18 protein-coding genes and 1 pseudogene are annotated in these 16,263 nt (G+C 65.6%); 9 read left to right on the top strand and 10 right to left on the bottom strand.

Going from position 1 to position 16,263, the window contains the following annotated elements:
• The gene (locus WHH00_RS02115) at positions 1-885 is read right to left on the bottom strand and encodes a helix-turn-helix transcriptional regulator (RefSeq protein ID WP_406636120.1); all 885 of its coding nucleotides are present in this window, start codon (positions 883-885) and stop codon (positions 1-3) included.
• Positions 886-1,012: 127 nt separating this feature from the next.
• Between WHH00_RS02115 and WHH00_RS02120 the strand changes: the two genes are divergently transcribed.
• From WHH00_RS02120 to WHH00_RS02130, 3 genes are all read left to right on the top strand, one after another.
• Entirely contained in the window at positions 1,013-1,420 is a 408-nt protein-coding gene (locus WHH00_RS02120) for a cupin domain-containing protein (protein WP_231457159.1), read from the top strand.
• A 112-nt stretch (positions 1,421-1,532) separates the two neighbouring features.
• Positions 1,533-2,573 (top strand): NAD(P)-dependent alcohol dehydrogenase, encoded by a 1,041-nt coding sequence (locus WHH00_RS02125; protein ID WP_406636122.1) that lies wholly within the window; start codon positions 1,533-1,535, stop codon positions 2,571-2,573.
• Positions 2,574-2,680: 107 nt separating this feature from the next.
• Positions 2,681-2,860: a hypothetical protein gene (locus WHH00_RS02130; RefSeq protein WP_188731601.1), complete on the top strand. Its 180-nt coding sequence runs from the start codon at positions 2,681-2,683 to the stop codon at positions 2,858-2,860.
• A gap of 23 nt (positions 2,861-2,883) precedes the next feature.
• On the opposite strand, the gene WHH00_RS02135 is transcribed toward WHH00_RS02130, so the two are convergent.
• From WHH00_RS02135 to WHH00_RS02155, 5 genes are all read right to left on the bottom strand, one after another.
• Entirely contained in the window at positions 2,884-3,921 is a 1,038-nt protein-coding gene (locus WHH00_RS02135; protein WP_406636124.1) for a nitronate monooxygenase, read from the bottom strand.
• A 30-nt stretch (positions 3,922-3,951) separates the two neighbouring features.
• Positions 3,952-4,857 carry a CPBP family intramembrane glutamic endopeptidase gene (locus WHH00_RS02140; protein ID WP_406636126.1) on the bottom strand — a complete coding sequence of 302 codons (906 nt, stop codon included), beginning with the start codon at positions 4,855-4,857 and terminating at the stop codon, positions 3,952-3,954.
• A gap of 156 nt (positions 4,858-5,013) precedes the next feature.
• On the bottom strand, positions 5,014-5,211 hold the full coding sequence (locus tag WHH00_RS02145) for a hypothetical protein (RefSeq protein WP_066279129.1): 198 nt from the start codon (positions 5,209-5,211) through the stop codon (positions 5,014-5,016).
• A gap of 321 nt (positions 5,212-5,532) precedes the next feature.
• On the bottom strand, positions 5,533-6,237 hold the full coding sequence (locus WHH00_RS02150) for an ANTAR domain-containing response regulator (protein ID WP_406638466.1): 705 nt from the start codon (positions 6,235-6,237) through the stop codon (positions 5,533-5,535).
• A 62-nt stretch (positions 6,238-6,299) separates the two neighbouring features.
• The gene (locus tag WHH00_RS02155; protein ID WP_406636128.1) at positions 6,300-6,551 is read right to left on the bottom strand and encodes a hypothetical protein; all 252 of its coding nucleotides are present in this window, start codon (positions 6,549-6,551) and stop codon (positions 6,300-6,302) included.
• Between the two features lie 392 nt (positions 6,552-6,943).
• Here WHH00_RS02155 and WHH00_RS02160 point away from each other — a divergent pair, with 392 nt between their 5' ends.
• Entirely contained in the window at positions 6,944-7,678 is a 735-nt protein-coding gene (locus tag WHH00_RS02160; RefSeq protein WP_406636130.1) for a GAF and ANTAR domain-containing protein, read from the top strand.
• A 32-nt stretch (positions 7,679-7,710) separates the two neighbouring features.
• Here the strand turns inward: WHH00_RS02160 and WHH00_RS02165 are convergent, their stop codons facing one another.
• Positions 7,711-8,439 (bottom strand): hypothetical protein, encoded by a 729-nt coding sequence (locus WHH00_RS02165; protein ID WP_406636132.1) that lies wholly within the window; start codon positions 8,437-8,439, stop codon positions 7,711-7,713.
• 101 nt (positions 8,440-8,540) lie between these two features.
• Between WHH00_RS02165 and WHH00_RS02170 the strand changes: the two genes are divergently transcribed.
• Both WHH00_RS02170 and WHH00_RS02175 read left to right on the top strand, forming a co-directional pair.
• Positions 8,541-8,873: an ArsR/SmtB family transcription factor gene (locus WHH00_RS02170; protein WP_406636134.1), complete on the top strand. Its 333-nt coding sequence runs from the start codon at positions 8,541-8,543 to the stop codon at positions 8,871-8,873.
• Between the two features lie 14 nt (positions 8,874-8,887).
• Positions 8,888-9,385 (top strand): SRPBCC domain-containing protein, encoded by a 498-nt coding sequence (locus WHH00_RS02175; protein WP_406636136.1) that lies wholly within the window; start codon positions 8,888-8,890, stop codon positions 9,383-9,385.
• A 116-nt stretch (positions 9,386-9,501) separates the two neighbouring features.
• Here WHH00_RS02175 and WHH00_RS02180 read toward each other — a convergent pair whose 3' ends face one another.
• Positions 9,502-10,017 (bottom strand): PaaI family thioesterase, encoded by a 516-nt coding sequence (locus WHH00_RS02180; RefSeq protein WP_406636138.1) that lies wholly within the window; start codon positions 10,015-10,017, stop codon positions 9,502-9,504.
• A gap of 163 nt (positions 10,018-10,180) precedes the next feature.
• Between WHH00_RS02180 and WHH00_RS02185 the strand changes: the two genes are divergently transcribed.
• A complete protein-coding gene (locus WHH00_RS02185) occupies positions 10,181-10,774 on the top strand; it encodes a DUF1992 domain-containing protein (RefSeq protein WP_406638468.1) in 594 nt (197 codons plus the stop codon).
• Here the strand turns inward: WHH00_RS02185 and WHH00_RS02190 are convergent.
• Positions 10,771-11,463, bottom strand: a complete 693-nt coding sequence (locus tag WHH00_RS02190; protein ID WP_406636140.1) for a GNAT family N-acetyltransferase — start codon at positions 11,461-11,463, stop codon at positions 10,771-10,773. The genes WHH00_RS02185 and WHH00_RS02190 overlap by 4 nt on opposite strands.
• Positions 11,464-11,568: 105 nt before the next feature.
• Between WHH00_RS02190 and WHH00_RS02195 the strand changes: the two are divergent.
• A pseudogene (locus tag WHH00_RS02195) lies at positions 11,569-13,146 on the top strand (DUF222 domain-containing protein); the annotation flags it as partial.
• A gap of 142 nt (positions 13,147-13,288) precedes the next feature.
• On the opposite strand, the gene WHH00_RS02200 reads toward WHH00_RS02195, so the two are convergent.
• Positions 13,289-15,466: a transglycosylase domain-containing protein gene (locus WHH00_RS02200; RefSeq protein ID WP_406636142.1), complete on the bottom strand. Its 2,178-nt coding sequence runs from the start codon at positions 15,464-15,466 to the stop codon at positions 13,289-13,291.
• 176 nt (positions 15,467-15,642) lie between these two features.
• On the opposite strand from WHH00_RS02200, the gene WHH00_RS02205 reads away from it, so the two are divergent.
• Positions 15,643-16,257, top strand: coding sequence for a PadR family transcriptional regulator (locus tag WHH00_RS02205; RefSeq protein ID WP_406636144.1), 615 nt, complete (start codon positions 15,643-15,645; stop codon positions 16,255-16,257).
• Positions 16,258-16,263 lie beyond the last annotated feature (6 nt).

Genomic DNA, 16,263 nt, shown 5'->3' on the forward strand with positions numbered 1-16,263 from the left:
CTAGCCCCGCGCGTTCGCCTCGGCCAGCTCCGCGATGTTCTCCGTCACCGCCCAGGAGGCGAGGAGTTTCAGTGCTTCCTCGGACGGGCTGCCCGGCGTCGCCGGATAGACCGTGAGCGAGTGCCCCGGGTCCTCTTCCAGCCCCAGCACCTGGTAGTTCAGTTCCAGCAGGCCCACCACGGGATGCTGGAAAAACTTGGTCCCGGCGTAGTGCCGCCGGACGTTATGGGCGGCCCAACGGGTGCGGAACTCGTCGCTGCGCATGGACAGCTCGCCAATGAGTTCCGCAATGCCCTTGTCATGCGGATTCCGGCCTGCCTCACGCCGCAGGATGGCCACGTTGGTGCTCGCCGCCCGCTCCCAGTCCGTGTAGAAGTTGTGCGCCCTGGGGTCCAGGAAGATAAACCGTGAATGGTTGGCGGGCCGGCCGGGCCCCCGGTACATGTCCGAGTACAAGGCGTAGCCGAGGGTGTTCGCGGCCACGATGTCCATCCGGTTGTTGCCGATGAAGGCCGGCGCCCCGGTGATGGTATCCAGGAGGTACCGCAGTTCGGGCCGCACGCCTGACGGGGCGGGGGCAGCGGCACGCTTCCGGCCGGACATGTTGGCGGTCCTGGCGAGGTCGTAAAGGTGGTCATGTTCGGCGCGGTCCAGCTCCAGCGCCCCGGCGATTGCGTCCAGGACGCTTTCCGAAACGCCAGAGAGGTTCCCGCGTTCCAGCCGTGTGTAGTAGTCCACGCTGACTCCGGCGAGCCGGGCCACTTCCTCCCGGCGCAGTCCGGGCACGCGCCGCCGCCCGCCGTACGGTTCAATGCCCGCCTGTTCCGGAGTGATGCGCCCCCGGCGCGTGGAGAGGAACTGCCGTACTTCGGCTCGGTTATCCATACAGGACACGTTACGACGAATCCCGGCGCCCAAAGGAGGGTCTGCCAAAACCCGGTTCAGCAGGGCCCTCGCTACCTTTCCAGGCAGCCGGTTTGATGGAGGCACCTCCCGTCCGAAAGGAAACACCATGAACCTCGAGCCCGTCCGCGAAACCGTCAAGAACCCGCCCGAACAGTTCTCCGGCGATGTCTGGGTTGACATGATCGTGCTCCCCCACGGGCCGGAACAGCGCGCAGTTGTTGCCAAGGTGCGCTTCGCGCCGGGAGCCCGCACGGCCTGGCACTCGCACGCCCGCGGACAGTACCTGCATGTGACTTCCGGCGTGGCACGCTTCGGCACCCGGGACGGAAACATCATCGACGTCCACCCCGGCCAGACCCTCTACACTCCGCCGGGCGAAGAGCACTGGCATGCCTCAGCCAACGGAACCTTCATGGAACACCTGGCAATCCTCGAAAACGATGAAGACCCGGCAGCCACCACAGCCTGGGCTGAGCACATCACCGATGCTGAGTACGAGGGCCGGCAAGGGTAGGACTGCCAGAACCAGTTACAGCAGGGCCACCGCTACGGACCCCCGTATCCGGTTTGATGGCATCCGGCCCCTGTAGCATTTTTGATAACCCCCAACAGAACCCAGGAGACCCATGACTACCGTCAAGGCCTATGCATCCCCGTCCTCCACTGAGGACCTCATTCCCACCACCATCGAACGGCGCGAAGTGGGACCCCACGACGTCCTGATCGACATCAAGTTCGCCGGCATCTGCCACTCGGACATCCACACGGTCCGCGGCGACTGGGGCCCGCAGCAGTACCCGCTGGTTCCCGGCCACGAGATCGCCGGCGTCGTCACCCAGGTGGGCTCCGAGGTGACCAGGCACGCCGTGGGCGACCGCGTCGGCGTCGGCTGCATGGTCAACTCCTGCAAGGACTGCGAGAACTGCCTGAAGGGCGAAGAGCAGTACTGCCTCAAGGGCAACGTGGGCACCTACGGTGCCGTTGACCGCGACGGCACCATCACCCAGGGCGGCTACTCCACCCACGTTGTGGTGACCGAAGACTTCGTGGTCCGGATCCCGGAAACACTCGAGCTCGACGTCGCCGCTCCGCTGCTGTGCGCCGGAATCACCACCTTCTCCCCGCTGCACCACTGGGGCGCCGGACCCGGCAAGAAGGTCGCCGTCGTCGGCCTGGGCGGACTCGGCCACATGGCCGTCAAGATCGCCCACGCCATGGGCGCCGAGGTCACCGTGCTGTCCCAGTCGCTCAAGAAGCAGGAAGACGGCCTGAAGCTGGGCGCCGACCGCTACTACGCCACCAGCGATGAGAGCACCTTCAGCGACCTCGCCGGCACGTTCGATCTCATCATCAACACGGTCAGCGCCTCGATCGACATCAGCTCCTACCTGCAGCTGCTGAAACTCGACGGTGCACTGGTGAACGTTGGCGCCCCCGCCGAGCCGCTCCCCGTCAACGCGTTCGCACTGATCGGCGGCCGCCGGTCCTTCGCCGGCTCCATGATCGGCGGCATCCGCGAAACGCAGGAGATGCTGGACTTCTGCGCCGAGCACGGCATCGGTGCCGAGATCGAGGTCATCCCGGCCGAGAAGATCAACGAGGCCTACGAGCGCGTCCTCGCCTCGGACGTCCGCTACCGCTTCGTGATCGACACTTCCACCCTCTAGCAGCACAACGCGTTCGACGGCGGCCGGTCCCGTGAAGGGGCCGGCCGCCGTCGTGCGTGGAGGGGCAGTCCCGCCATCCGCTGCTGCGGGCGCAACGAATAACCGGCATGAACTACTACACCCCGGCGGCGCAGGACCGGGCCCGGGACGCCGCATCTGATGCCATCGAGAAAGTGCTCAACGGCATGTCCGAACCGTTGAGCCGGCACGCCCTGAACGCCCGCTGGAAACGGGCCTGCGAAGCCATGGACAGGTTCCTGGAAGCGCAGGACACGGGCGAGGAATAGGCCAAGCCTAAAACTCCCCCGGGCTACGGCGTAAGGGAAGCCAGGATTGCCGAGGCGGGGCCCGCCGTCGTCCGCTGGAAACCGGTGCCGGCCCACAGGTTCAGCCAGTCCGCATCCCCCGCAGCGGCCGCTGCTGCGCGCAGGGGAGTGGTGAGGTGGTGGACCTCCGGATAGCCCTCGGGAGCCCCGCCGTCATGGCGGCGCATGAACTCGTTGAGGAGCCCCCGCGCGTTCCGTCCCGAGAAGGCCCGCGTGACCCCCGTGGTGGTGAAGCGCCCCGGGGCCAGGGCAAGCCGGTGGGCCTCCTTGGTGCCGGCCTCGTCCGCGCGGAGGAATGCCGTGCCGGCCTGGACCGCCGCAGCTCCGCGGGAGAGGGCCTCCCGGGTATCGGCACCCGTGACGATCCCGCCCGCAGCTATCAGCGGCACACCGAGGTCCGCCAACTCTTCAAGCAGGCCGTGGAGGGATTCACCCTCCGGGCGCCGTGCTGCGTCAAAGGAGCCGCGGTGTCCGCCGGCTTCCGGTCCCTGGACGCACAGCACATCAACGCCTGCCTCCAGTGCGCGCACGGCTTCGGGCCGCGACGTCACCGTCCCGATGACGCACACGCCCCGTTGCTGCAGGGCGGCAACGACGGCGGGGTCCGGCACGTCGAAGGTGAAGGAAACCGCCTCGGGGGCCTTCTCCAGCAGGACATCGATCTTGTTGTCCCAGTCGTCGTCGTCATGGCGCGGATCCCCGAGGGCGACGCCGAAACGCTGTGCATCCGGAGCCAGGGACAGGGCGTACTCTTCCAGCGCGCGGGAGCTGACCATTGAGGGTTGCGGGACGAAGACATTGACGCCCACGGGGGCACCGGTCAGCTTCCGCGTTGCCTCGATCTCCGCCTTCACCGCCGCCGCGGTCTTGTAGCCGGCGGCCAGGAAGCCCAGTCCTCCCCGGGAGCTCACTGCCGCGGCCAGTTCCGGAGTGGACGGCCCACCCGCCATGGGCGCCTGGATAACCGGCAACGGCAGGGAAGCGATGTCAAAACGGGTGTTGCCGCGGGCCGGAGTATCCAAGGTGGTGGTTCGCTTTCATGCCGGGGGACTTCAGTACAGGAAGATATCGATCCACTCGCGGTTGTGGGAGTGGATCAGGACAAGGAACAGCACGAAGTCGAACAAGAGGTGGACGCTGACGATGTAGGACAGCGACTTGGTCACCGTGAACAGCCGGGCCTGCAGCAGGGCGAAGGGGAAGATGAAGAAGGGAGCCCAGGAGTGGAAGCCCAGCTCCCAGAGGAACGAGGTGAACAGGACCGCCTGCAGCAGGTTGGCCTGCCAGTCCGGCAGGTGCCGGCGCAGCAGGGTGAACGCCGTGCAGATAAAGAAGAGCTCGTCCCAGATGCCCAGCACGTTGGTGCCGAGGAACAGCCGGGCGATGCCGTCCGGGTCGCTCACAGCCGGCCAGTTGGTGTAGACGCCGGTCCGGATCATGTAGACCGGCATCAGCGCATACCCGATCACCAGGACGGCGGGAAGGTACCACTTTTCCGCGCTCGTCCAGGGCTGGCCCGTCCTGATGGGGAACCGGATGGCGTGGTCCTTGGTGATGAACCTTGAAACGGAATAGGGAATGCCGACGGCGAGGACCATGGCGGTTCCCATCACCGTCATGTGCTCGGTGCTGATGTCCGTGGTGATGGGGACCAGGCTCATGGCCGTCAGGCCCACGGCGATCAGGGCCAAGTCGATCAGGAGCCTGCGGCTGATGAATCCGGCCACAACCAGGGCGGCGGCCAGGAGCAGGAACCCGGACAGGCGGTCCTGCCATGCGAACAGCAGGAAGCCCGACGCCGAGACAAGGGCCGCGGGAATCAGTGAAAGTGACGCGGCGCCTGGCTGTTTGGTGCCTGACTGGCCGGTCCCCTCCTGTCGTGGGCCCTGCTGTCCCGGGTCTGTCTGTGGTGTGCCCGGTGCGCCGGGTTCGGCGTGCGCACGTGGTTGCTGCCTCATGGTTACCTTTGATGCTCGGACGGCGCTTCTGCCTGGATTCCTCACATTTTACTTTGCCGCCTGCCGGGGCGGGGAAAGGAAGCCCGCCCCGCTTAAAGGAAGCGGACGACGCCGGGAGGTGCCGGCGTCGTCCGCTTGCCTTTCAGCGGTGGCACCTTAGGCGGAAGCCAGGGCCTTGCCTTCGCCGCGCAGGCTCAGGGTGAAGGTGTTGGGTCCGCTGCAGGTAACGGCGACACGGCAGGTGGTGGTGTTGTGTCGCGCGGACAGCTCGCTGACGGCGGAGTCAAGGGTGTGGTGCAGGGCGGACCGGTCCCAGATTTTCAGGGTCACGGAGTCAGTGGCATCGAACGTCATTATTCAACTTCCATTTCTTGCGGTTGGCGGCCTGGAATCTTCTTTGACCGGGCCGTGGCCTCTTCTATGAGGCGGTACTGCATGGGAAAGCGCGTTCCCGTACTTCAATGGTGCAGGTTGCCGAAGGGGGTTGGCAACCGGATCAAGCCCGATGTGACCAAGCACACCGGCCGTCAGCTGTCACGTGCTCCCGCGTGGGAGGTGGTGCCTGCCGATCCCTTCCATAGTGCCCAGCAGGACTGCGCTGCCTCAAGAATGTTGCGCGTGAGTCTGATCACGTCCGGCCCGGAGGGGAACCTTTGCTCCACGGCGCAACGGACCCTACTCGTCGAAGTAGGTGTCGATTTCCTTCTCGCCGGAAATGGAGGCGATCACGGACGCCGCCACTTCGCGGAGCTTGACGTTGCGCGTGCTCGAAGCCTTGGTGAGGATGTTGAATGCGGTGTCCCTGGTGCACCGGTTCTCGGCCATGATTGCTCCCACGGCCATGTCAATGACGGTCCGGGACTTCAGGGCGGAGGAGAGGTCGCTGCGCGCCTCGCTGAGCTGGCTGATGCGAAGGACCAGCCGAATCGCACTGGCCGCCTGGTCTGTGAACGCTTCAACAGTGGCGATGTCCTCCGTTGAAAAGCCGTGGCTCCGGCCGGCGTAGAGGTTCAGGACAGCTTCTGCCTCACCGGCAAGATCCAGCGGCATGGCAAGGATCGAGGCTACCCCCTGGGCCCTGGCAACCTCGACGTAGGCGGGCCAGCGTTGTTCGATGCCCAGGTCCGGAACCAGCAGCCACGTCTTGCCGCGCAGCGCCGTAAGGCAGGGGCCGTCCCCGAATCCGTTCTGCAGTTCGTCCAGGGAGCGCGCTTCCGCATCGCTGCTGGCTACGGCCTCGGGCCTCTTGTGGCGGATCACGGTGACCCCGCAATGGACCTGATTCCCCGGAACGGAGAGCCGCGATGCCGCAACAACCGCCAGGTCGGTGAGGAAGGCTGCAACATCCCCGTTGTCCAGGACCATTTCCAGCAGCCTCATGTCGACGTCGGGCAGGTCGTGCCGCCCGGAGCCGATGCCGCCTGGGCTGTTTCCGTAAGCCGTCACCGTGGTTCCCCTTCCGTCAATTCCGTCATGGCTGTGGCGATGAGGTTCACCTGCGTAGCCGGTATGTCCAGGGCGTCATGGAGGTACGCGTCCAGGGAGACCTCATCAATATCGCCGCCGATGCCGTAGTAGTAGATCCACAGTTTGTCCAGGGCCAGGTCCGCGTCCCGGAAGCGCCGGGCAGTCCCCATGGGTTCTTCACCTGCCCGGTTCGGCTGGTCGGGCCCGTCGGTTCCGTAGGGATACATGCCTACGCTCCGCCGCCGCGCGAGCCGGGGGATTCATCGGTGGGGGTTGGAATACCAGGACTTTCAAACAGGAGGTCCCGCATCGGGTCCGGCGCTGTGTGCGTGCTTTCCTTGGCCATCGGGCCTCGATCCTGGATGCACCAGAAGGCTCGCCCCTGGCTGGCGGCCGCTGCTCTCTGCGCTGGCTGGCCCGAGTATTCAATCCCGGCTGTCCCGAAATCTCCTACTGTTGACACTACGCCGGTCCGCCACCCATGGATATGCCGGAACCACACGGGTGGCCGCTTCTGCTGGGGTTGCCGGCGGTATTCGACTGTGCTGCCGGCAGGCCCTGATGGCCCGGCATTCCCGTCCGCGCGGCCCGCCGAGGGGTGGCACAGTAAGATGGGCCCATGTCGAGTTCACCGGAGAAAGAACCAATAAAAGAGCTCCAGAGCATTCTGGTAGGCGCGGAAAACGTTGTTGAGTTCCTCACCGGGCTGGCCGGGCTTGCCGCAGCATCCGTTTCCGAAGTGGCGGGTGACCATATTGAGTGTGCAGTCACACTCAAACTGCGGCGCAAGCCCACCACCGTTGCCGGCAGCAGCCAGCGCGCGGTGGAGCTGGACGAGGTTGAGCAGGCCGTGGGCGACGGCCCCTGCATCAAGGCGCTGCGGGAGATGTCACCGGTGATTATCGACGACGTCGCCACCGATGGCCGGTGGCCTGAGCTGACCCGAAAGCTGGCAGAGGCAAACATCCGCAGTTCCTTGGGGGTGCCCCTGGAGATCAGCAGCGAAGCCAGTGTTGCCTTGAATTTCTTTGCGCAGAAACCGGGCATGTTCACCGCGGGTGTCTATGAGAAGGCCCTGGGCTTCGCTGCGGCCGCACACAACGCGCTTCATCTTTCGGTCCGCCTCGACACGGCGCAAAGCCGGGCGGACAATCTTGAAGCGGCCATGCAGAGCCGGACTGCCATCAACCTGGCGTGCGGTGTCATCATGGCCCAGAACAGGTGCTCCCAGGCGGAGGCAATGGACATCCTCACCAAGGTCTCCAGCAACCGCAACCAGAAGCTGCGGGACGTCGCGGCGGAACTGATTGAACAACTGACCGGCGACAGGGCCAAAACGCACTTCGACGCCTAAGGGGTGTCCTTGGTGCCGCTCCGCCCGGGCCTTTAATCCGCCTGCAGCACGGAGACGATGCAGGCCGTGCCGGACCGGCGGATGTCCCAGCAGTTGCCGTGGCCCAGTACCTCGAAGCTGTCACCGCCTGCCGCTGCCAGCACCAGTGCGGTGTTCTCGTCCACGGCCACAGCCCTCTCCACCAGCCCTGCAGCTACGGCTGCCACCGCGCGGCTGAGCGTGCCGGCCTGGGCTGCGTGGACATCAAGTGCGAACGGGGCAAGGCCCAGGCCGTCCCGGATCTCGAGCTCGGCCAAGCCCTCCGAGCATTCTTCGCCACAGACCTCAATGCCCCGGCTCAGGTAACCGCCCAGCAGCGCCCTCTGCGGTGCGATCATGGCCCCGGCGGAAAAGCCGAGGTAGGGCACCCCGCTGGCCACCGCGGCGGAAATGGCGCCCGCCGAAGCCGCGAGCCCCTCCCGGTACCCCGGCGTCAGCCCGCCGCCCACCACCAGCCCGTCGACGCCGTCGAACACGGAAGGGGCACAGGGTGCGCCCGCGCCGAGCAGGACCGGCACCACCTCCACCTCAATCCGTGCGAGCAGCGGATCAACGTAAGCCGGGAGGAGGCTTTCCGGGTTCCCATGGCGGTCATGGACCACCACAGCCACCCGGGCGGGCGCCTCCCGGCGGGAACGCAGGCTGACGGCCTGGGCAAAGCGGTCAAAGACCTCCGGAAAAGCCGCATGGTCCGGCCCGGCGCCGGCGAGGAAGATGCTCATGGCCTTCAAGATACCGGCCGGAACGGCCTTCCCGGGGAAACGGTAAACCCGTTTCCACAGGCCATTGACAGCATGGGCGGGCAGGACTATCGTACAACCAAATGGTTGTAGATCAGCTTCGTGAAGCCGAGTTGGACCGCCTCTTCCAGGCGTTCGCCGATTCCACCCGCCGCGATATTGTCCGCCGTGTGACAGTGGGCGAATATTCGGTGTCCGGCCTCGCGGCCCTCTATGCCATGAGCTTCGCCGCAGTCCAAAAGCATGTTGCGGTGTTGGAACGCGCATCCCTGGTGACCAAGGAGAAGCGCGGAAGGGAGCAGATCGTGCGGGGAAACCATGAAGGCCTGCAAAAAGCCCGGCGGCTGCTCGATGAGTATGAGGCGATCTGGCGGCAGCGCGTCGACCAGATCGAAGGCATTCTGGCTGAAGGATAAGGAAGGGTTCTGCAATGTCCGTTACTGGTACCACCAAGAATCTTGAGGCGCTCAGCTTCATCCTCACCGCTGAGTTCGACGCCGGCGTCGAACGCGTCTGGCAGCTCTGGGAAGACCCGCGCCAGCTCGAGCGGTGGTGGGGGCCGCCCACCTGGCCGGCCACCTTCGAGAAGTTCGACTTCGAGCCCGGCGGCAGGGCCGGCTACTACATGACCGGTCCCGAGGGCGAGAAAGCCGGCGGGTGGTGGAGTTTCACCTCCATCCAACCGCCTGCCAGGCTGGAGTTCGACGACGGTTTCGCGGACGACAACGGCGCGCCCGTCGAGGCCATGGGGAGCACCCACGTCACGGTAACGCTTGAGGAGAGCAGCGGCCGCACCACCATGACCGTTGCCACCATCTTCGAATCCGAAGAACAGATGGAACAGATGGTGCAGATGGGCATGGAGGAGGGCATGACCGGAGCTGTCGGCCAGATCGACGCGATCCTCGCCGAACACGCCAACGCCTGACCGGCTTACTGCACCACAAGCACAACGAAAGCGTACGACGGCGGGACGTCCCGCCGTCGTACGCTTCAGTCTTTCCCGGGCTGGCGGGGCTGCTGCTGGCTGGTTGGGCTGGAGCCCTACCGGGCCGGGGCTGTGGCGAAAACCAGGAGCGAACTGGTGGCGGTGGCCAGGAGTTCACCGGCCGGCCCGAAGATGCGTCCCTCAGCGAAGATCACCCGCGATCCCGGTTTGGTCACGGTACCTTCGGCCCGAAGCACTCCGTGCTCGAGGGTGATGGGGCGGAGGTAGCTGACCGAGAGGTTGATGGACGTGTAACCGAATCCGGCGGCCAGGGTGCTGTGTCCGGCGCATCCAACAACAGTGTCCAGGAGCGTGCAGGCCAAGCCGCCGTGCACCATGCCCAGCGGGTTGTAGTGCGCTTCGGCCGGCCGGCATTCGAATTCCACGCGCCCCGGCTCAACTCCAACAAGGGCCAGGTTCATCAGGGACGCCATGGGCGGCCGCGGAATGGTCCCGTCCCGCATGCCGGTGAGGTAGTCCAGCCCGGACAAGCGGGACAGGTGCTCAAGGCCCACGCGCGGATCTGTCCAGCTGAAAGTTGCCGAACGCTCAGCTTCTCCGTTGGCATCCATGGCACTGCCTCCTCCTTGTGCGGCCCCCGCCTGCCCAGCTTAAGCGAAGCGACGCCGCCTGGCTCCGGCTTTCCGTGCCGTCGTGCGGGCGGGCGTTGAACCCGGCCAAAGGCTTCTGAATACTGGAAGGGGACGTTGGGAAAAAGGTGAGGCGGTGACGGCAATGGGGAGCGGTGCAGCAGAGTACCGGAAGCGCCTGGAGCGTGCTGCCGAAATGCGTTCCTACCGCGGGGCAGGCATCAGCGCAGAGGAAGAAGCGGAGCTGGACGCCCTTGAAGAGAAGGAGCGTGAGAAGCGCAGGAAGGTGAGCGACGCCGCCCGGGCCGAATACCTTGTCCGGGACGCCATGGCGCAGGGCAAGTTCGACAACCTCAAGTACGCCGGCAAGCCAATTCCGGGGCTCGGGGAGTCGTACGATCCCGACTGGTGGGTCAAGGGCCTCATCCAGCGGGAAAACATCAGCGGCCTCGGTCCGGCGGCCATCCTGCTCCGGAAGGAGGACGCCGAACTTGATGCCAGGCTCGACGCCCAGTACACGGAGCAGCAGGTGCGGGACATCCTGCAGGATTTCAACCGCCGCGTCATCGACGCCCGCCGCCAGCTGCAGGGCGGGCCGCCGGTTATCACCCAGACCCGGGATGTTGAGGACGAAGTGGACCGGTGGCGCCAGCGCCGGGAGGCCCGCCCCGCCGAGCCTCCGGCGGAACCGCAGCCCGCGCGCCCCTGGTGGCAGCGGCTGTGGAAAGGTACGGCTTAGGCGGACGGACGACGGCGCTGGCCTCCCGACGTCGTACTCCCCGCCTTCGTGGTCCGCGCCTCAGCGTGGTCCTTGGCTTGTGCCGGGGCTGTCGCTTCAAAGAGCTCACACAGCGCGTTGTAGTACCTGCGAGTTTGCCCGCCATGCCTCATCCCGATCCGCAAACAGACGCTCTGCGAGGCTTTATTGGCTGGGGCGGTCACTGCAACCACCTTTTCCAGGCCGCTTGCAAAGGCGTAGGACAGGACCGCTGCCGCAGCTTCAGTCGCATAGCCATGCCCCCAGTAATCAGGGTGGAAGTGCCAGCCAATTTCGGTGTCCCCTGAAGGTTCCAACGGCAAGTCATCGCCCGAGGCCGGAATGGACTTGAGGAGCAGGGTGCCGGCAAGCGGGGCAGGAAGGTCTTGATCAGTGCAAGGGCTCGGGCCACCGCCGCTGCCATGGCCGCGCAGCCCGGCCTGTCCTTGCAGCTGTTCCTTCAGCTGCACTGCCCAGACACCGTGGACGGGGTTGTCCATCTGCTGCCAGGCGCGGATACGCTCGTCGGCCTGGGACCGGTCCCGCATCACCTGGGGATGGTTGCCAATGAAACGCTGTACCTCCCAGCGCGAGTAGAGGTCCAGTACAAAGCCGGCGTCCTCCGGCTTCCATTGGCGGAGGATTAGCCGATCGGTTTCAAGGCTCTTCACCACGCCAATGCTGCCAGAGCGGTGGCGGCTTCTGCTGGTGCCTGGTTTTCCACATAGCGTTTTTGGCAGCGGGTCAATGTCACACCCTGCTGAAAGACTTTACTCATGGGAGCGGTTCAGGGGTTGGCAGGGGCACCGGCAAGAGCGCAGGCGGCGGGGAGCCCCGCTGCGCCTGCAGCCTGCACGCACCTTGACTCTGGTGTGCCGCCGGTTCAGGGTGTCCTGTCCGTTGCTGATATCTCTCGCGCCTTAGCTTCGATTACGGCCGCTGCTGATGGTCCGGGGATGATTGATCAGTTGCGGGAGCTGGAGGATTTGAAGTCGCTGGCCGCTGCTAAACAGGCCCGGATTACTGTGGCTTTTGATCTTTCCCAGCGGCGGGAGCAGGCCGCGGCCGGTGTCCCGGCCAAGGAACAAGGCGCCGGTGTTGCCGCGCAGGTGGCTTTGGCGCGGCGGGAGTCCCCGGCCCGCGGCGGCCGGCTCCTGGGCCTTGCCAAAGCCCTCGGCACTGAGATGCCCCACGCCCTGGCAGCCCTGGAGTCCGGGCAGCTGAACGAATGGCGCGCCACCCTCATCGTGAAGGAAACCGCGTGCCTGTCCGCCGAGGACCGGTGCGCCGTGGACGAGGAACTCGCCGCCAACACCGGCACCCTGACAGGCAATGACTCACTGGCAGGCGCTGGTTCACTGGCGGGTGCCGGGGACCGGGCCATTATTGCCGCGGTCCGGGCCGCCGCGTACCGGCGTGACCCGCATTCGGTGACACGACGCGCGGCCCACGCGGTGAACGACCGGACCGTGAGTCTTCGTCCGGCGCCGGACACCATGGCCCGCCTGACCGCACTGCTCCCGGTCGCCCAGGGGGTGGCCGTCTACGCGGCCCTGACCCGGCATGCGGACACCGTCCGGTCACAGGGTGATGAGCGGTCCCGGGGTGCGATCATGGCCGACCAGCTCGTTGAAAACATCACCGGCACCCCTGGCGGGGTCGCCGGCATCGAGGTCCAGCTCGTCATGACCGACCGCACCCTCTTCCAGGGCGACAGCGAACCAGCCCGCCTCGCAGGCTACGGCATCGTCCCCGCCCACTGGGCCTGGCAAAAAATCCTCGGAGGATTAGGAGAGCTGGAAGCCCCCGGAGTGCGGGGCGGGCCGAAAGCTATGGGTCAGGGATTGCCAGCCGTGAGGCCCGCCGGTGCCAAACCCCGTAGCGTCCGGCCCGCAGGTACAGCGGAAGATATAACGGGAGGTGCGCTGGCCGAGAGGACCCCTGATACGGAAGCGGCCGTCGCCGGCGCTGCAGGGACTGACGTCAGGGACAGCAGCGACGTCGATGTCTGGCTTCGGCGGCTTTACACAGCGCCGGGCAGCGGAGAACTCCTCGCGATGGATTCGAAGGCCCGGCTCTTCCCGCCCGGGCTCCGCCGGTTCCTCCAGGTCCGCGACGACACCTGCCGCACCCCCTACTGCGACGCACCCATCCGCCACCACGACCACATCACCCCCCGGCACCAGGACGGCCCAACCACCAGCAACAACGGCCAAGGCCTCTGCGAAGCCTGCAACCACACCAAAGAAACACCCGGGTTCTCAGCCATCCCAGTCCCCGGACCCAGACACACAGTCGAACTCCAAACCCCCACCGGCCACACCTACCACTCCACAGCACCACCCCTACCCGGCACGGGCACGCCAGCCCGCCGTCGTGATATCCGCCCGCAGCACCAGCCGCGGGGACACAACGGCGTCTCAACGAGCACGGGCCAAAGGCAAGACCCGCAGTGCAGGTACTTGGCCGCGTTGTTCCGTCTGGCGGGTGCCGGACTTAGGGACGGGGGCTGGGTGACGGACTGGGGCTCATCATCGACGGCGGAGCGGGCGGGAACGGATTGCGGGGATACAACGGCGCCGCCTGCAGCATGTAGTTGGCCCACTGCGGTCCGGCAATCATGTAGCCGTCAAGGCGCGGATAGAAGGTCCCGTTGATGGTGACGTTCTGCCCCGCCCGCTTCTGTCCCTCAAGGGCGTCGCCGAAGAAGGAAGCAGTGGCAATACCCGAGGTGTAGCCAACAATCCAGGTGGACCCGTTGTTGTTCGAGGTGCCGGTCTTGGCCGCCACCGGGAACTTGTCGTGGGTCTTGGGATTGATCCAGACACCTGAGCCCCTGACCAGCACATCCTGCAGCACATTGTTGACCCCGCGGGCCACGTCCGGCTTCACGGCATCCCGGCACTCCACGGGCTGGGCGGGCAGGCTGCCCCCGGTCGCATCCTTGACGCCCACCAAAGCGATGGGTGTGCAGTAGCGGCCGTCATTGGCGAACGTGGCAAAAGCGTTGGCAAGGTGCAGGGGAGCGACGCCGATAGCGCCCAGAAGGTTGCCCAGCTGGTGCATGTTGACCGGGGTTCCATCCAGCCCGCTGTGAAGCCCCACGGCGTCCACCATCTTCTGGATGCCGCAGAAGTCCAGCTGCGCCGCCGAGGCGAACGTAGCCGTGTTGATCGAGTTGTACAGCCCGTAGTTGATGGGCATCTTCCGGTAGAAGCCCTCCTCTGCGTTCTGCAGGTCGTCAGCGGCGCCCAGCTGGGGGTTGTTCTGCGCGGTGCTGTAGGCGCCCATCACCTTCCCGCAGCTGGACCGCCAGGGAAAGTTCAGCGGATAGACCCGCCGTGAAGCGTCCACCTCAGCGGTCAGGGACTTGCCCTCGTTCAGCCACTCGGCAAAGGTGAACGGCTTCATGGTGGACCCGGGCTGGAAACCGCCCGCTCCGTTGAGGTCGTTCCCCTGCGGGTCCTTGGCATCCACATTGAAGTTCAGGTGCGTGTCGAACTTGCCCGGTTCCGGGAGGAACACCGTGTTCTGGGCCATCGCCAGGATCTTGCCGGTCCCCGGCTGCACAGTGACCAGGGCGGCGCCCCACCTGTCCGGGTTTGGACCGGCCGTGCCGTCCACCTGCGCCTGGGCGGCTGCCTGCAGCCTGCTGTCCAGGGTGGTGACGATGGTCAGGCCGCCTCGGTACAGCTTCCGCTGCCGTTCTATCAGGCTGTTCCCGTAGGCGGGGTTGTTCAGGATGAGATGGGAAATGTAGTCACAGAAGTACGGCGCCATGGACGCGTAGGCGCACCCTTGCCGCTCCGGACTGATCTTCAGCTCGATCGGCGTGGCCACGGCTTCGTCGTGCTGAGCCTGGGTGATCTTGCCCTGCAGCATCATCTCCGACAGCACCTGGTTCCGGCGGACGATCGACTTGTCCGGGTTGATCGCCGGATTGTAGAACGTGGGGCTGTTGACGAGTCCGGCCAGCAGTGCGGCCTGCGGCAGGGTGAGGTCCTTGGCGGTGGTGCTGAAGAAGTAGCGCGAAGCTGCCTCGATGCCATAGGCGTCGCTGTTGAAGAAGACGATGTTCAGGTACCCCTCAAGGATCTGCTCCTTGGTGAACTTCTTCTCCAGCGCAATCGCCAGCTTCATCTCCCGCAGCTTGTCACCAACATCCTTCTGTCCGGAGAGGATCACCTCATCCGCCCTGTCCTGCGACAGCCGGGCTTCATTGATCACGTTGGTGACGTACTGCTGCGTGATGGTTGACGCGCCCTGCTGGCCGCCCTTGGTCAGATTCGAGAACACTGCCCGCACGATGCCCTGGGGATCGATGCCGGCATGTTCATAGAACCTGCTGTCCTCGATGGCGATGATCGCGTCCTTGATGTGCGGAGACATCTGGTCCAGCGGAATCCTGACGCGGTTTTCGGCGTAGAAAGTGGCAATCGGCTGGCCATCGGAGGTGAGGACTTTGGTGGATTGCGACGGCGGCTGGACAGTGAGTTCCTCGGGCAGGCTGTCGAAGAAACCAATGGAACTGCTGACGCCGTATCCAGCTGCCGCCACCGCCGGAACTACAAGGCTGGCCGCCAGGACGCCGCACATGACGCTCGCGGCCAGGAACCCCAGGAACCTTCCCAGGGCGGTGCCGAGACCGCGCCTGCGCTTCGTTTTCTTCGCCATCGTTCAGCCCTCGAGCTTGGAGGTCCCCAAAGAATACGCCCTTCCGGCGGCACTTTGAGGTGCTGGAAGGTCAGGATTTGATCACGCTCCTGGTCTTGACCTCCCGATAGCTAACGACATATCGTTAACTATCGCTGAAGAACTTTAGAGAACCTACGTGAAAGGACAGTGCCACCATGAACGGCATACATGAGGAGAAATTTCCCGGGACAGAATCGGGCAGGGACGCATTCGGGCGCGGCAGGGCCCGCAGGGGGCCGCACGGGCACCGCGGTGGAGGTTTTGGTCCTGGCTTCGGACCCGGCTTTGGGCCAGGTTTCGGCCCCGGGTTCGGTCCGGGTTTCGGCCGCGGCTCACGGCGGGCCAGCAGGGGGGATGTCCGGGCAGCTGTCCTCTCGCTCCTGGCCGAGGCGCCCTCGAACGGTTACGGGCTGATCAAGACGATTGCCGAGAAAACCGAAGGTGCCTGGCGGCCCAGCCCGGGATCCATCTACCCCACGCTGCAGCAGCTCGTTGACGAGGACCTGATCTCAGCACTCAGCGAGGGGCGCGGGACGGAGTTCACCCTCACGGACCGGGGCAGGGCCTATGTGGCCGAGCATGGGGAGGAAATGGAGAACGCCTGGAGTGCTGGGCCGGACAGTTCCGACCGCGAGTTCCACCAGAGCATCGGCAAGCTGATGGGAGCAATCCACCAGTTCCGCAGCGGTGTCACTGAGGAACAGCGCGCCGCCGCCATCGAAAAGATGGATGAGACCCGGCGGGCACTGTACAAGATCCTGGCTGACTGACCCTCC

The organism is Pseudarthrobacter quantipunctorum (assembly GCF_045291495.1).
GTDB lineage: Bacteria > Actinomycetota > Actinomycetes > Actinomycetales > Micrococcaceae > Arthrobacter > Arthrobacter quantipunctorum.

Coding starts and splice junctions, on each gene's coding strand:
- WHH00_RS02115 (WP_406636120.1), bottom strand. CDS start 885: ATGGATAACCGAGCCGAAGTACGGCAGTTCCTCTCCACGCGCCGGGGG.
- WHH00_RS02120 (WP_231457159.1), top strand. CDS start 1,013: ATGAACCTCGAGCCCGTCCGCGAAACCGTCAAGAACCCGCCCGAACAG.
- WHH00_RS02125 (WP_406636122.1), top strand. CDS start 1,533: ATGACTACCGTCAAGGCCTATGCATCCCCGTCCTCCACTGAGGACCTC.
- WHH00_RS02130 (WP_188731601.1), top strand. CDS start 2,681: ATGAACTACTACACCCCGGCGGCGCAGGACCGGGCCCGGGACGCCGCA.
- WHH00_RS02140 (WP_406636126.1), bottom strand. CDS start 4,857: ATGAGGCAGCAACCACGTGCGCACGCCGAACCCGGCGCACCGGGCACA.
- WHH00_RS02145 (WP_066279129.1), bottom strand. CDS start 5,211: ATGACGTTCGATGCCACTGACTCCGTGACCCTGAAAATCTGGGACCGG.
- WHH00_RS02150 (WP_406638466.1), bottom strand. CDS start 6,237: ATGAGGCTGCTGGAAATGGTCCTGGACAACGGGGATGTTGCAGCCTTC.
- WHH00_RS02155 (WP_406636128.1), bottom strand. CDS start 6,551: ATGTATCCCTACGGAACCGACGGGCCCGACCAGCCGAACCGGGCAGGT.
- WHH00_RS02160 (WP_406636130.1), top strand. CDS start 6,944: ATGTCGAGTTCACCGGAGAAAGAACCAATAAAAGAGCTCCAGAGCATT.
- WHH00_RS02165 (WP_406636132.1), bottom strand. CDS start 8,439: ATGAGCATCTTCCTCGCCGGCGCCGGGCCGGACCATGCGGCTTTTCCG.
- WHH00_RS02170 (WP_406636134.1), top strand. CDS start 8,541: ATGGTTGTAGATCAGCTTCGTGAAGCCGAGTTGGACCGCCTCTTCCAG.
- WHH00_RS02175 (WP_406636136.1), top strand. CDS start 8,888: ATGTCCGTTACTGGTACCACCAAGAATCTTGAGGCGCTCAGCTTCATC.
- WHH00_RS02180 (WP_406636138.1), bottom strand. CDS start 10,017: ATGGATGCCAACGGAGAAGCTGAGCGTTCGGCAACTTTCAGCTGGACA.
- WHH00_RS02185 (WP_406638468.1), top strand. CDS start 10,181: ATGGGGAGCGGTGCAGCAGAGTACCGGAAGCGCCTGGAGCGTGCTGCC.
- WHH00_RS02200 (WP_406636142.1), bottom strand. CDS start 15,466: ATGGCGAAGAAAACGAAGCGCAGGCGCGGTCTCGGCACCGCCCTGGGA.
- WHH00_RS02205 (WP_406636144.1), top strand. CDS start 15,643: ATGAACGGCATACATGAGGAGAAATTTCCCGGGACAGAATCGGGCAGG.